The organism is Xanthomonas sp. WHRI 10204 (assembly GCF_040202875.1).
Lineage (GTDB): Bacteria > Pseudomonadota > Gammaproteobacteria > Xanthomonadales > Xanthomonadaceae > Xanthomonas.
Genome location: NZ_JBEGDW010000002.1, coordinates 1,058,410 through 1,071,329, shown reverse-complemented (window position 1 = coordinate 1,071,329; position 12,920 = coordinate 1,058,410). Strand labels below are relative to the sequence as shown.

General features: G+C 63.1%; 14 protein-coding genes and 5 tRNA genes. All 19 read left to right on the top strand.

What is annotated here, in order from left to right:
* Positions 1-18 precede the first annotated feature (18 nt).
* The 19 genes from ABQZ00_RS15515 (at position 19) to rplL (ending at position 12,698) form a co-directional block, all read left to right on the top strand.
* A complete protein-coding gene (locus tag ABQZ00_RS15515; RefSeq protein ID WP_323538838.1) occupies positions 19-1,707 on the top strand; it encodes a tetratricopeptide repeat protein in 1,689 nt (562 codons plus the stop codon).
* Positions 1,704-2,357, top strand: a complete 654-nt coding sequence (gene lolB, locus ABQZ00_RS15510) for a lipoprotein insertase outer membrane protein LolB (protein WP_311240292.1) — start codon at positions 1,704-1,706, stop codon at positions 2,355-2,357. The genes ABQZ00_RS15515 and lolB overlap by 4 nt, the downstream gene beginning before the upstream one ends.
* Complete coding sequence (gene ispE / locus ABQZ00_RS15505; RefSeq protein WP_323538839.1) at positions 2,339-3,223, top strand: 4-(cytidine 5'-diphospho)-2-C-methyl-D-erythritol kinase; 885 nt, start codon at positions 2,339-2,341, stop codon at positions 3,221-3,223. The genes lolB and ispE overlap by 19 nt, the downstream gene beginning before the upstream one ends.
* A gap of 3 nt (positions 3,224-3,226) precedes the next feature.
* Positions 3,227-3,303 (top strand) — tRNA-Gln (locus tag ABQZ00_RS15500).
* A gap of 160 nt (positions 3,304-3,463) precedes the next feature.
* Positions 3,464-4,423, top strand: a complete 960-nt coding sequence (locus tag ABQZ00_RS15495; protein ID WP_055851346.1) for a ribose-phosphate diphosphokinase — start codon at positions 3,464-3,466, stop codon at positions 4,421-4,423.
* A gap of 109 nt (positions 4,424-4,532) precedes the next feature.
* On the top strand, positions 4,533-5,168 hold the full coding sequence (locus ABQZ00_RS15490) for a 50S ribosomal protein L25/general stress protein Ctc (RefSeq protein WP_323538840.1): 636 nt from the start codon (positions 4,533-4,535) through the stop codon (positions 5,166-5,168).
* A gap of 50 nt (positions 5,169-5,218) precedes the next feature.
* Positions 5,219-5,803 carry an aminoacyl-tRNA hydrolase gene (gene pth, locus ABQZ00_RS15485; RefSeq protein ID WP_115527197.1) on the top strand — a complete coding sequence of 195 codons (585 nt, stop codon included), beginning with the start codon at positions 5,219-5,221 and terminating at the stop codon, positions 5,801-5,803.
* 71 nt (positions 5,804-5,874) lie between these two features.
* On the top strand, positions 5,875-6,966 hold the full coding sequence (ychF, locus tag ABQZ00_RS15480) for a redox-regulated ATPase YchF (protein ID WP_055851351.1): 1,092 nt from the start codon (positions 5,875-5,877) through the stop codon (positions 6,964-6,966).
* 153 nt (positions 6,967-7,119) lie between these two features.
* A tRNA-Tyr gene (locus tag ABQZ00_RS15475) sits at positions 7,120-7,205 on the top strand.
* Between the two features lie 29 nt (positions 7,206-7,234).
* Positions 7,235-7,308 (top strand) — tRNA-Gly (locus tag ABQZ00_RS15470).
* A gap of 33 nt (positions 7,309-7,341) precedes the next feature.
* Positions 7,342-7,417, top strand: a tRNA-Thr gene (locus ABQZ00_RS15465).
* 46 nt (positions 7,418-7,463) lie between these two features.
* Complete coding sequence (tuf, locus tag ABQZ00_RS15460) at positions 7,464-8,654, top strand: elongation factor Tu (RefSeq protein WP_115527199.1); 1,191 nt, start codon at positions 7,464-7,466, stop codon at positions 8,652-8,654.
* A 108-nt stretch (positions 8,655-8,762) separates the two neighbouring features.
* A tRNA-Trp gene (locus tag ABQZ00_RS15455) sits at positions 8,763-8,838 on the top strand.
* A 49-nt stretch (positions 8,839-8,887) separates the two neighbouring features.
* Complete coding sequence (gene secE, locus ABQZ00_RS15450) at positions 8,888-9,298, top strand: preprotein translocase subunit SecE (RefSeq protein ID WP_055846620.1); 411 nt, start codon at positions 8,888-8,890, stop codon at positions 9,296-9,298.
* 13 nt (positions 9,299-9,311) lie between these two features.
* Entirely contained in the window at positions 9,312-9,869 is a 558-nt protein-coding gene (nusG, locus tag ABQZ00_RS15445) for a transcription termination/antitermination protein NusG (protein ID WP_323538841.1), read from the top strand.
* Positions 9,870-10,066: 197 nt separating this feature from the next.
* A complete protein-coding gene (gene rplK / locus ABQZ00_RS15440) occupies positions 10,067-10,495 on the top strand; it encodes a 50S ribosomal protein L11 (RefSeq protein WP_323538842.1) in 429 nt (142 codons plus the stop codon).
* Positions 10,496-10,498: 3 nt separating this feature from the next.
* A complete protein-coding gene (gene rplA, locus ABQZ00_RS15435; RefSeq protein ID WP_055846624.1) occupies positions 10,499-11,197 on the top strand; it encodes a 50S ribosomal protein L1 in 699 nt (232 codons plus the stop codon).
* Between the two features lie 546 nt (positions 11,198-11,743).
* Positions 11,744-12,277 carry a 50S ribosomal protein L10 gene (gene rplJ, locus ABQZ00_RS15430; protein ID WP_055846625.1) on the top strand — a complete coding sequence of 178 codons (534 nt, stop codon included), beginning with the start codon at positions 11,744-11,746 and terminating at the stop codon, positions 12,275-12,277.
* Between the two features lie 55 nt (positions 12,278-12,332).
* Entirely contained in the window at positions 12,333-12,698 is a 366-nt protein-coding gene (gene rplL, locus ABQZ00_RS15425) for a 50S ribosomal protein L7/L12 (RefSeq protein WP_055846628.1), read from the top strand.
* Positions 12,699-12,920: the final 222 nt, after the last annotated feature.

Here is a 12,920-nt window from a genome sequence, read left to right as displayed (position 1 = left end):
ACGGCCCGGTTGCCCCCGATGCCTGTACCGATTCGCATCCTGAGTGTTCTTTTGCTGGTAGCAGTGTCCGCCAACGCCACGGCAGCACCCAAAAAAGCACCGTCCGCTCCACCCGCCAGCAGTGCCGGCGCCACCTCGCTGGAACCTGTGCTTGCCGGCGAATTCGCCTTGCAGGCCGGGCAGCTGGACGAAGCCGCCCGCGCCTATCTGGACGCCGCCAAGGCCGAAGCCGGCGACGCCGGGCTGGCCGAACGCGCCGCCCGTATCGCCATGCTGGCCAATGACGACCCGCGTGCCATCGAAGCCCTGGCGCTGTGGCGCGCCCGCGCGCCGGCCTCGATGTCGATGCGCAGCACCGAAGCCTCGCTGGCCCTGCGCCGCAACGATCTGCGCACCGCGCGCCGCGACTTGCTCGGCCTGCTCAAAGAACCCGACCCGCGCGGCTGGCGCTTTGCATTGATCGCGCTGGCCAATGGCGGCCGCGAGCCGGAAGCCTCGGCCGACGTGCTCGAAGACCTGGTCAAGGCCGGCGCCATTCCCAACCAGATCGAGGTGTGGCAGGAATTCGGCCGGCTCGCGCTGCGCATGGAGCGCCCGGCGCTGGCCAAGCGCATCGTCGACGAAGTGGTGCGCCGCTTCCCCGAGGAGCCGCGCGTGGCCTTGCTGCATGCCACCCAGCTGCAGCAGGAAGGCAAGAACGACGAAGCGCTGGCGCTGCTGAAGAACGTCGAACCGCAGGCAGTGAAGGATTCCGAACTGCGCGGCGCGCTGGCCTTCGCCTACGACGCCATGGGCCAGACCGAGGCGGCCGCGCGCGTGCTGTCCACCGGGCCGCAGGACACCCAGACCTACGGGCTGCGCGCGTCCATGCTCGCCAAAGAGAAGGACCGCACCGCGTTGGAAGCGCTGTATGGCGAGCTCAAGAGCAACGCCACCAAGCCAGACCCGGATCGCCGCCTGCTGCTGGGCAAGATCGCCGAATTCCTCAAGCGCTACGACGAAGCGGTGGAGTGGTACCGCGGCGTACCCGGCGGGCCGCAGATGAGCGAAGCGCGCTTGCGCGCCGCCAGCGCGCTGTACGAACTGGGCCGCAAACCCGAAGCCTTGGCCGAAGTGCGTGCATTGCAGGGCGATGCCAGCGCCGACGACGATGCCCGTCGCGATGCCTATGTGCTGGAAGCCGAGCTGCATCAGCGTGCCGACGACGCCCCGGGCGAGCTGGATGCCTTCGAACGTGGCTTGGCCGCCTATCCGGACGACAGCGCGCTGCTGTACGCCCGCGGCCTGGCCTGGGAGCGGCGCGACGACGTGGCGCGCGCCGAGGCCGACCTGCGCAAGATCCTGGTCGCCGAGCCGGAAAGCGTGGCGGCCTTGAACGCGCTGGGCTACACCCTGGCCGACCGCACCACCCGCTATAAGGAAGCGCTGGCGCTGATCGATCGCGCCCGCACCGCCGACCCGGACAACCCGGCTATCGTCGACAGCTATGGCTGGGTGCTGTATCGCATGGGCCGCAACAAGGAAGCGCTGGTGCAGCTGCGCCGTGCCTGGGCGCTGGTCAAGGACCCGGAGATTGCCGCGCACGTGGGCGAGGTGCTGTGGGTCAGCGGCAAGCAGGACGAGGCGCGGCGCTACTTCGACGAAGCCCGCCGGTTGGATCCTGACAACCGCGCGCTGCAACGCGCCGTGGAAAAGTTCGGGCTATGAGCGCTGCACGACGCGCGCTGGCCCTGAGCGGGCTGGTGCTGGTCGGCCTGTCCGGCTGCGTCAGCGTGCCGCGCGGGCAGGGCGGCGGCGCGGCGGTGGTCGAGCGCGTCTCCGATGAAGCACGTAATGCCGAAGCTGCGCGCCAGGCCTGGTTGCAGGCCCACCCACAGTGGTCGTTCCAGGGGCGGGTGGCGATCAGCAAGGACCGCAACGGCGGCAGCGGGCGCATCGACTGGCAGCAGAACGGCCCGCAGTACCGCGTGCAGCTCAGTGCCCCGGTGACCCGGCAGAGCTGGGTGCTCACCGGCGATACCACCACCGGCGCCGGTCGGCTCGAAGGGCTGGACGGCGGTCCGCGCAGCGGCCCAGATGCCGAACAGGTCTTGCTGGAAGCGACCGGCTGGACTATCCCGGTCAATCAGATGCCGGACTGGGTGCGCGCGCTGCGCATTGCCGATGCCGGCGCGCAGCGCGTCGATCTCGACGCTGCCGGGCGCCCGCGCACCGTGCAACAGGATGGCTGGACCATCGAATTTCTCGCCTGGGCGCCGGCCAGCGACGGCCAGCCCGCGCTGCCGCAGCGCATCGAAGCGCATAACGGCACCGCCAAGGTCCGCCTGTTGGTCGATCAATGGACGGTATCGCCCTGATGGCAGCGCTGGACGGCTGGTCGGCGTGGCCCGCGCCGGCCAAGCTGAACCTGTTTCTGCAGATCGTCGGGCGCCGCGCTGATGGCTACCATCTCCTGCAGACCGTGTTCCGGCTGCTGGACTGGGGGGACACCATTCATCTTCGTTTGCGCAGCGACGGTCTGATCCGGCGCATCGGCGACAGTTTGCCCGGTGTTGCCGAAGACGATGACCTGGTGATCCGCGCCGCGCGCCTGCTGCAATCGTCTACCGGCACACCGGCGGGCGCGGAGATCCGCGTCGACAAGCGCATTCCCGCTGGTGGCGGATTTGGCGGCGGCTCGTCGGACGCGGCAACCGTGCTGGTCGCGCTCAATGCCTTATGGCGCCTGGGCTTGCCCGTCGATGCATTGGCCGCGATGGGCCTGCAGTTGGGCGCGGACGTGCCGGTGTTCGTCCGCGGACACAACGCCTGGGCCGAAGGCGTGGGCGAGCAACTCACCCCGATTGCGCTTCCCGACGCCGCGTATGTGCTGGTCGATCCAGGCGTTCACGTGCCGACGCCGGCGTTATTTCAATCACAGGAATTGACGCGGGATGCTGCGCCCGTGAAAATAGCGGACTTCGCTTCCGGTTCTCTGCTCGACAATGCGTTCGAGCCGGTCCTGCGGCGCCGCGAACCTGCCGTCGAGGCCGTGTTCCAGGCGTTGTCCCAGATCGGCACGCCACGTTTGACCGGGTCGGGGAGTGGGTGTTTCGTCGAATTCGCCACGCGCGCTGCTGCAGAGCAGGCCTTGGCGCAATTGCCGGACAGCCTGCGGGCGTGGGTGGTGGAGGGTGCAGCGCACTCGCCATTGCTCGACGCACTGGACGCAACAAAGGTTTGATGCAGGGGCGTCGCCAAGAGGCCCAAGGCACCAGGTTTTGATCCTGGCATTCGTAGGTTCGAATCCTACCGCCCCTGCCAATGTACCGATGCAGGTCGCCCTGCAAGAGTTGTAGACGCAGATTCTTCTGCAAACGCCCGCACATCCACGTGCGGAGATCGAGGAACGGCCGGGCAACGGCTTGGCTCGTCTGCTCTTTCACCCACCCGCACGCTCTATCGCCGCCGCCTGAGAGATCCCATGCAAGACCAACGTAATCTGCTGGTGTTCTCCGGCAATGCCAACAAGCCGCTTGCCCAGAGCATCTGCAAGGAGCTGGGCGTTCGCATGGGCAAGGCGCTGGTCACGCGCTTTTCCGATGGCGAAGTGCAGGTTGAGATCGAAGAAAGCGTGCGCCGGCAGGAAGTGTTCGTTATCCAGCCGACCTGCGCGCCGAGCGCGGAAAACCTGATGGAGCTGCTGGTGCTGATCGATGCGCTCAAGCGCGCCAGCGCCGCCTCGGTGACTGCGGTGATTCCGTATTTCGGCTATTCGCGTCAGGACCGTCGCATGCGCTCCTCGCGCGTGCCGATCACCGCCAAGGTCGCCGCCAAGATGATCTGCGCGATGGAGGCCGACCGCGTGTTGACGGTCGACCTGCATGCCGACCAGATCCAGGGCTTCTTTGATGTCCCGGTCGACAACGTCTACGCCTCGCCGCTGCTGCTGGCCGACATCTGGCGCGCCTACGGCACCGACAACCTGATCGTGGTCTCGCCCGACGTGGGTGGTGTGGTGCGCGCGCGCGCCGTCGCCAAGCGTCTGGACGACGCCGATCTGGCCATCATCGACAAGCGCCGTCCGCGCGCCAATGTCGCCACCGTGATGAATATCATCGGCGACGTGCAGGGCAAGACCTGTGTACTGGTCGACGACCTGGTCGATACCGCCGGCACCTTGTGTGCGGCCGCCGCAGCGCTAAAGCAGCGCGGCGCGCTCAAGGTGGTGGCCTACATTACCCACCCGGTGCTGTCCGGCCCGGCGGTGGACAACATCAATAATTCGCAGCTCGACGAGCTGGTGGTCACCGACACGATCCCGTTGAACGAAGCGGCGCGCACCTGCCCGAAGATTCGTCAGCTGAGCGTGGCCGAACTGCTGGCAGAGACCATCCGCCGCATCGCCTTCGGCGAATCGGTCAGCTCGCTCTACGTCGACTGATATCCCATTCGGCGCCCGGATCTCCGGGTGCCGTACTACGTCTCTCCTGGTCGCGGGTGAGACGCTTCATCGCCGCGAGGCGGTATTCCAATCTAGGTAGTGAAACAACATGGCAAAGACTCACGAAATCAAGGTCGAGCGCCGCGCGAACGAGGGGAAGGGTGCGAGCCGCCGCCTACGTCACGCTGGCGTCATTCCGGCCATCGTCTACGGTGGCGAACTCGAGCCGGTCAGCATCCAGCTCAACCACGAGCAGATCTGGCTCGCCCAGCAGAACGAGTGGTTCTACTCGTCGATCCTGGACCTGAACCTCAATGGCGACGTGCAGCAGGTGCTGCTGCGTGACATGCAGCGCCATCCGTTCAAGCAGTTGATCATCCACATCGACTTCCAGCGCGTCAGTGCCAACGAGAAGCTCAGCGCCGCGGTGCCGTTGCACTTCGTCAACGAAGCAACTTCGCCGGCTGGTAAGTCGAGCGAAGTGGTCGTGACCCACGAGCTCAACGAAGTCCAGGTGGTCTGCCTGCCGAAGGATCTGCCGGAGTTCATCGAAGTCGACCTCGGTGCGCTGGAAGTGGGCAACGTGATCCACTTGTCCGAAATCAAGCTGCCGGCCGGTGTGGAAATCCCCGAGCTGAAGCTGGGCAAGGAACACGATGTCGCCGTGGTTGCTGCCAAGCACGTGCGTATCGAAGAAGAAGACGTTGCCGGTGAAGAAGGCAGCGAAGGCGCAGAAACCAAGTAATCCGTCGGCCGATTCCTCGCATGCGCGGGGAATTGGCTGCGGTGACTGGCATGTCTGCACTTCGGCTGATCGTCGGGCTCGGGAATCCGGGCCCGGAACACGCGCAAACCCGGCATAACGCCGGGTTTCGTTTCGTCGATGCCCTCATCGAGCGCAGTGGCGCCCGCTGGGGTCTGGACAGTAAGTTGTTCGGCGAAACGGCCAAGGTCGATATCGCAGGACAGCCGGTCTGGCTGCTCAAGCCGGCCACTTTCATGAATCTCAGTGGCAAATCGATCACCGCCGCCCTGCGGTTCTGGAAGATCGAACCGGAGCAGATGCTCGTCGCACACGACGAACTGGATCTGGCGCCGGGCACGGCACGGCTCAAGTTCGACGGCGGACACGGTGGTCAGAACGGCCTGCGTGACACGATCCGCCTGCTCGGGCACGGCAAATTTCACCGCTTGCGCGTCGGCATCGGTCACCCTGGTCACAAGGACCGTGTGGTGCCGTGGGTGCTGGGACGGGCAGGGCGTGACGACGATGCTGCGATCGGTAGTGCGGTGGATGCGGCCATCGATGTCCTGCCGCTGGCGATGGACGGCAATTTCAACGAAGCGATGAAGCGGCTGCATACCGCCAGGGACGCGTGATTGGGGAGTGGGGATTCGCAGCCGTAGGCGACGAATCTCCACTCCCGAATCCCGAATCCCGGATGTGACCCATGGGTATCAAATGCGGCATCGTCGGCCTGCCCAACGTCGGCAAGTCGACTCTGTTCAATGCGCTGACCAAGGCGGGCATCGCTGCGGCCAACTTTCCGTTCTGCACCATCGAGCCGAACGTCGGCATCGTGCCGGTGCCGGATCCGCGCCTTAACCAGCTGGCCGAGATCGTCAAGCCGCAAAAGTTGATTCCCACCGCGGTCGAGTTCGTCGATATCGCCGGCCTGGTTGCCGGTGCGGCGAGCGGCGAAGGGCTGGGTAACAAGTTCCTGGCGCACATTCGCGAGGTCGATGCGATCACCCACGTGGTGCGTTGCTTCGAGAATGACGACGTCATCCACGTCAACAACAAGGTCGACCCGATCGCCGATATCGAAACCATCGATACCGAGCTGGCGTTGGCCGACCTGGACAGCGTGGAAAAAGCGCTCAATCGCGCCGAACGCAGTGCCAAGGGCGGCGACAAGGACGCAGCGGCACGCAAGCCGGTGCTGGCCAAGTTGCAGGCCGCGCTGGCCGAGGGTAAATCCGGCCGTGCAGCGGGTCTGGACGAGGAAGAGAAGGCGCTGGTGCGCGATCTGTTCCTGTTGACGCTCAAGCCGGTGCTGTACATCGCCAATGTGCTCGAAGACGGCTTTGAAAATAATCCGCACCTGGACGCAGTGCGCGCGCATGCCGCCGCCGAAGGTGCAGAAGTGGTGCCGGTCTCGGCCGCCATCGAAGAAGAGCTGTCCCAGCTTGACGACGAGGACCGCGACACCTTCCTTGCCGATCTCGGCCTGAGCGAGCCCGGCCTGAATCGCGTCATTCGCGCGGCCTACAAACTGCTCGGCCTGCAGACCTACTTCACTGCAGGCGTCAAGGAAGTGCGCGCGTGGACGGTCAGGGCCGGCTCCACTGCACCGCAGGCGGCGGCGGTCATCCATACCGATTTCGAGAAGGGCTTCATTCGCGCCGAGACGATCGGCTTCGATGATTTCATCAAGTATCGCGGCGAAGCTGGCGCGCGCGACGCGGGTCGTCTGCGCCTGGAAGGCAAGGAATACCGGGTCCAGGAAGGCGACGTGCTGCACTTCCGTTTCAACGTCTGATCCGGTGCGCGCGGCGCTGAGCGTCGCGCGTATTCAGTGGTGACGAAGAGTTCAAAATTTTTGTTGACACCGGGTGCGTCCCACAACAAAATAACGGGCTGCTTCACCCCGAACCGATTCGCCTCACGGCGCAACGGTCCGGTAGTAAAAGCTGGAGGGATACCCAAGCGGCCAACGGGGGCAGACTGTAAATCTGCTGGCTTACGCCTTCGGTGGTTCGAATCCACCTCCCTCCACCAGTTTCACGTTGTGGCATGCAGTTCCCGGCGCGGGAGTAGTTCAACGGTAGAACCTCAGCCTTCCAAGCTGATGGTGCGGGTTCGATTCCCGTCTCCCGCTCCATTGAACGCAAATGCATGGCATAATGCAAAACTCGCTCACGTAGCTCAGTCGGTAGAGCACCTCCTTGGTAAGGAGGAGGTCGAAGGTTCGATTCCTTTCGTGAGCACCATTACTCAATCGTCTTAAACTCCAAACGATTACCGAGACCTGCACCCATGGCAAAAGCTAAATTCGAGCGCAACAAGCTGCACGTCAATGTCGGCACCATTGGTCACGTTGACCATGGCAAGACCACGTTGACCGCTGCGCTGACCAAGATCGGTGCTGAGCGTTTCGGTGGTGAGTTCAAGGCGTATGACGCGATCGACGCAGCGCCGGAAGAGAAGGCGCGTGGTATCACGATCTCGACCGCACACGTCGAATACGAATCCCCGAACCGTCACTACGCACACGTTGACTGCCCCGGCCACGCCGACTACGTCAAGAACATGATCACCGGTGCTGCGCAGATGGATGGCGCGATTCTGGTGTGTTCGGCCGCTGACGGCCCGATGCCGCAGACCCGTGAGCACATCCTGCTGTCGCGTCAGGTCGGCGTGCCGCACATCGTGGTGTTCCTGAACAAGGCTGACATGGTCGACGACGCCGAGCTGCTCGAGCTGGTCGAAATGGAAGTGCGCGAGCTGCTGAGCAAGTACGACTTCCCGGGCGACGACACCCCGATCATTCATGGTTCGGCGCGTCTGGCGCTGGACGGTGATCAGAGCGAAATCGGCGTGCCGGCGATCCTGAAGCTGGTCGATGCACTGGATAGCTTCATTCCGGATCCGACCCGCGACGTGGACCGCCCGTTCCTGATGCCGGTCGAAGACGTGTTCTCGATCTCCGGCCGCGGCACCGTGGTGACCGGTCGTATCGAGCGCGGCATCATCAAGGTTGGCGACGAAATCGAAATCGTCGGTATCCGCGATACGCAGAAGACCACCGTCACCGGCGTGGAAATGTTCCGCAAGCTGCTGGACCAGGGTCAGGCAGGCGACAACGCCGGTCTGCTGCTACGCGGCACCAAGCGTGACGACGTCGAGCGTGGCCAGGTGCTGTGCAAGCCGGGTTCGATCAAGCCGCATACCGAGTTTGAAGCCGAAGTTTACGTGCTGTCCAAGGATGAGGGTGGTCGTCATACCCCGTTCTTCAAGGGCTACCGTCCGCAGTTCTACTTCCGTACCACCGACATCACTGGCGCCTGCCAGCTGCCGGAAGGCGTGGAAATGGTGATGCCGGGCGACAACGTGAAGATGGTCGTGACGCTGATCAACCCGGTCGCGATGGATGAAGGTCTGCGCTTCGCAATTCGCGAAGGCGGCCGGACCGTCGGCGCCGGCGTGGTTGCCAAGATCGTCAAGTAAGCAATGCCTGCAGTTCGGCGGCTTTGGCCGCCGACACTGCGCGAATGGCGGGCCGGCTGAACATCGGTCCGCCTTCGTTGTCTTGGGGTTTGCGGTAAACGAGTACATACGCCAGTAGCTCAATTGGCAGAGCAGCGGTCTCCAAAACCGCAGGTTGGGGGTTCGAGTCCCTCCTGGCGTGCCACTCCTCTTTCCGGCCCAGCGACTCGGGTCAGATCGGTAACTAGAGCCGGATGAATAGCAAAATCGAGCCTTCCAAAAGCGCGTCTTCTGCCAGCGCTGATATTGTGAAATACGTTCTCTCCGCGATCCTGGTGGTTGCGGGGTTGTTTGTGTGGTTCTGGTTTTCTGCGCCCGAGCGCGCCACGCAGTTGGGAGCCTGGACGCCGCAGTTGCGCGCGCTGGCTGTCATTGTCGGATTGGCGGCGGGTGCATTTGTGTTTTTGGGGACTGGCAAAGGCCGGGAAACCCGCGAATTCATGTCCGAATCCAGGTTTGAGTTGCGCAAGGTGGTCTGGCCGACGCGGCAGGAAGCCATTCGCACTACCTGGGTGGTGATTGTTGTTGTGATCATTCTGAGTTTGCTGTTGGGCGGCTTCGACTTCGTCATCCAGAAGCTCACGCAGTGGTTCCTGGCTCGTTAAGGAGAATCAAGCAGTGAAGCGTTGGTATGTCGTTCACGCCTATTCAGGCTTTGAAAAATCGGTTGCGCAGGCACTGCGCGATCGCATCGTCCGCACCGAAATGGAAGATCGTTTTGGTGGCGTGCTGGTGCCGACCGAAGAAGTGATTGAAATGCGCGCCGGCCAGAAGCGTCGGTCCGAGCGTAAGTTCTTCCCCGGCTACGTGCTGGTGCAGATCGAAACCCACGAAGAAGCCGGTATTCCGCGCATCGACAATGAAAGCTGGCACTTGGTGAAGGAAACTTCCAAGGTCATGGGTTTCATCGGCGGTACGGCGGATCGTCCATTGCCGATTCGCGACGAAGAGGCTGATGCGATCCTGCAGCGTGTGCAGGATGGCGTCGAAAAGCCGCGCCCGAAGGTGCTGTTCGAGCCGGGTCAGATGGTGCGCGTCACCGATGGTCCGTTCAACGACTTCAATGGCGTTGTCGAAGAAGTCAACTACGAGAAGAGTCGGTTGCGTGTCGCCGTGCTCATCTTTGGTCGCTCCACGCCGGTCGAGCTCGAGTTCGGCCAGGTCGAGAAGGGTTGACCTGGGCGGGCGCCTGCTAGGCGCCTGCTCTAAATACTGCTATAGTGCGCGGCTCGCTGACCTGGCGACCGCCGGGAAATAATGGCTGCCGCATGGCAGCCATCTGCGTGTGGTACACAGCGCGACGCCGGGACGCGTGATTCTCCCGGTCCGATGGGGAGCCTGTTGTCAGGCGTTAGCACCCGGAGAGCATCGAAATGGCTAAGAAGATCACTTGCTACATCAAGCTGCAGGTCAAGGCCGGCCAGGCCAATCCTGCACCGCCGGTCGGCCCTGCACTGGGTCAGCGTGGTTTGAACATCATGGAATTCTGCAAAGCGTTCAACGCTGCGACTTCCAAGCTGGAGCCGGGTCTGCCGACGCCAGTGATCATCACCGCGTATTCCGACCGTACCTTCACCTTCGTCACCAAGAGCACGCCCGCCAGCGTGTTGCTCAAGAAGGTGGCAGGTGTTACTTCCGGTTCGAAGCGTCCCAATACCGACAAGGTCGGCAAGGTGACACGCAAGCAGCTGGAAGAGATCGCCAAGACCAAGGAAGCCGATCTGACGGCAGCCGAGCTCGAAGCGGCAGTTCGCACGATTGCGGGTACTGCCCGCAGCATGGGTTTGACGGTGGAGGGCTAAGACATGGCACAGAATAAGCGCGTTAAGGCCATTGCGGCCGCTGTCGTCCCGGGCAAGAACTATGCCTTCGAAGACGCAATCAAGATTCTGAAGACCGCCACCAAGGCCAAGTTCGTCGAATCCATCGACGTTGCTGTGCGCCTGGGCGTGGACGCCAAGAAGTCCGACCAGCAGGTGCGCGGTTCGACCGTGCTGCCGGCCGGTACCGGCAAGAGCGTGCGCGTTGCGGTGTTCGCACCGGCGGGCGCCAAGGCTGACGAAGCCCTGGCTGCAGGCGCCGAGGCAGTGGGCATGGACGACCTGGCCGAGAAGATGCAGGCCGGCGATCTGAACTACGACGTGGTCATCGCGACCCCGGATGCCATGCGCGTTGTCGGTAAGCTCGGCACCCTGCTGGGTCCGCGCGGTCTGATGCCGAATCCGAAGGTCGGCACCGTGTCGGCGAACCCGGGCGAAGCGGTCAAGAACGCCAAGTCGGGCCAGGTGCGTTACCGCACCGACAAGGCCGGCATCATCCACTGCACCATCGGCAAGGCCAGCTTCGACGACGAAGCGCTGAAGTCGAACCTGCAGGCGCTGCTGCTGGACCTGATCAAGGCCAAGCCGGCCACCTCGAAGGGGACCTACCTGCAGAAGGTATCGGTCAGCTCGACCATGGGTCCGGGCGTGACGGTTGATCAGTCGAGCCTGTCGCTGAAGTAATTGAATTCGTCGGGCGTCATGCGCCTGACGTGTTTGTGCAGTACTGCATTGTTTTTCCGGCCCGGGTAACCGTGTGCTGGGAGTCCGTTCCCTCCTTTGGGGTAACGGACATTTTGAAGGCGATCGCCGGCATGTCCGGCGGTAGCCGTCAAAGACCGCAGGCGCGGTCAGCGCAGATCGACGACGGGCAGGGATGCTCGCACTGGCATGGAGTCGCCGTCGATGCAGCGGGATCGCTTAATTGGTTCGTTTCGAACTGGCCGGCGTAGATGGTGTCGCCCTTCTGGAGTTTTCTGGTTTACGCGCGTCTGGGACATCCCGGATCGAGTCCACTCCAGGTCTAGAACGGCCACCAAAGGAACATCGGTCGATGTTCCCGGCTTCCAGGATGGAAGCTGCCCTGGACCGCAACCGGCAGGAGCCGCGAGCGGAGTAGTTTGAAGCGGGGATGAAAGGGTCGGCATTGGGGATTTTCAGGGCTGCTGCATGGCCTTCGGCGAATCCCGAATCGCAAATCTCGCGTCCCAGCTTTAACGGAGGAGTGCAATGGCTCTCAATCTGTCCCAGAAGCAAGAAGTAGTCGCCGAGCTGGCAGACATCGCCGCCAAGGCCCACTCCCTGATCGCCGCCGAATACGCTGGCACCACGGTCTCCCAGATGACCGCGATGCGCAAGCAGGCCCGCGAAACCGGTGTGTTCTTGAAAGTTGTCAAGAACACCCTGGCTGTGCGTGCCGTCGAAGGTACCGAATTTGCTGTCGCGTCTGACAAGCTGGTCGGTCCTTTGGTGTATGCGTTTTCGATGGAGGAGCCCGGCGCTGCCGGTCGCCTGATCAAGGAATTCGCCAAGAGCAACGACAAGCTGCAGGCCAAGGTTGTGGCAATCGGCGGGGAACTGTTCCCGGCGAGCCACGTCGACGTGTTGGCTTCGCTGCCGACCCGTGACCAGGCTCTGGCCATGCTGGCCCGCGTGCTGTCCGAACCGGCTGCCATGTTCGCCCGTGCCGTCAAGGCCGTTGGCGACAAGCAGGGCGGTGGCGACGAAGCCGCCGAGCCGGTCGCCGAGACTGCCGAAGCTTGATGTCCTAGCGTCTGCTAGAAACCATTCCAGAATTAATTTCTAAAAGGTAATCACAATGTCCCTTACCAACGAACAGATCGTCGACGCCATCGCCGAGAAGTCCCTGATGGAAGTGATGGAGCTGGTCAAGGCCATCGAAGAGAAGTTCGGCGTCTCCGCCGCCGCTCCGGTCGCTGCCGCTGCAGCTGGTCCGGCTGCTGTGGTCGAAGAGCAGACCGAGTTCAACGTGGTGCTGGTCAACTGCGGCACCAATAAGGTCGGCGTCATTAAGGCCGTCCGTGCCGTGACCGGCCTGGGTCTGAAGGAAGCCAAGGATCTGACCGAAGCCGGTGGCATCCTGAAGGAAGGCGCGTCCAAGGACGAAGCCGAGAAGATCAAGAAGGAATTGACCGAAGCCGGCGCGACCGTCGAAGTCAAGTAAGCAGCATCTTGCATCGCCAGCGTTTTACGGTGATGCACTGAAGGCTGGGGGCCCAAAGCCCCCGGCCTTTGGCCGTTTCGGACGTGAGTCGGGAATGGGAGTTGGAGATCTGCAACTGCGAGGTTGCGCTTTTCCGAACCCCGCATCTCCACTCCCGATTCGCGGCCTCACCGAGTTGGTAGTTGGAAGTAGCAAGAGAAGGCGTGCTGGTGCCGGCAATAC

Coding starts and splice junctions, on each gene's coding strand:
- rplK (WP_323538842.1), top strand. CDS start 10,067: ATGGCTAAGAAGATCACTTGCTACATCAAGCTGCAGGTCAAGGCCGGC.
- ABQZ00_RS15495 (WP_055851346.1), top strand. CDS start 3,464: ATGCAAGACCAACGTAATCTGCTGGTGTTCTCCGGCAATGCCAACAAG.
- ispE (WP_323538839.1), top strand. CDS start 2,339: ATGGACGGTATCGCCCTGATGGCAGCGCTGGACGGCTGGTCGGCGTGG.
- ABQZ00_RS15515 (WP_323538838.1), top strand. CDS start 19: ATGCCTGTACCGATTCGCATCCTGAGTGTTCTTTTGCTGGTAGCAGTG.
- tuf (WP_115527199.1), top strand. CDS start 7,464: ATGGCAAAAGCTAAATTCGAGCGCAACAAGCTGCACGTCAATGTCGGC.
- rplJ (WP_055846625.1), top strand. CDS start 11,744: ATGGCTCTCAATCTGTCCCAGAAGCAAGAAGTAGTCGCCGAGCTGGCA.
- ABQZ00_RS15490 (WP_323538840.1), top strand. CDS start 4,533: ATGGCAAAGACTCACGAAATCAAGGTCGAGCGCCGCGCGAACGAGGGG.
- rplL (WP_055846628.1), top strand. CDS start 12,333: ATGTCCCTTACCAACGAACAGATCGTCGACGCCATCGCCGAGAAGTCC.
- secE (WP_055846620.1), top strand. CDS start 8,888: ATGAATAGCAAAATCGAGCCTTCCAAAAGCGCGTCTTCTGCCAGCGCT.
- pth (WP_115527197.1), top strand. CDS start 5,219: ATGTCTGCACTTCGGCTGATCGTCGGGCTCGGGAATCCGGGCCCGGAA.
- lolB (WP_311240292.1), top strand. CDS start 1,704: ATGAGCGCTGCACGACGCGCGCTGGCCCTGAGCGGGCTGGTGCTGGTC.
- ychF (WP_055851351.1), top strand. CDS start 5,875: ATGGGTATCAAATGCGGCATCGTCGGCCTGCCCAACGTCGGCAAGTCG.
- rplA (WP_055846624.1), top strand. CDS start 10,499: ATGGCACAGAATAAGCGCGTTAAGGCCATTGCGGCCGCTGTCGTCCCG.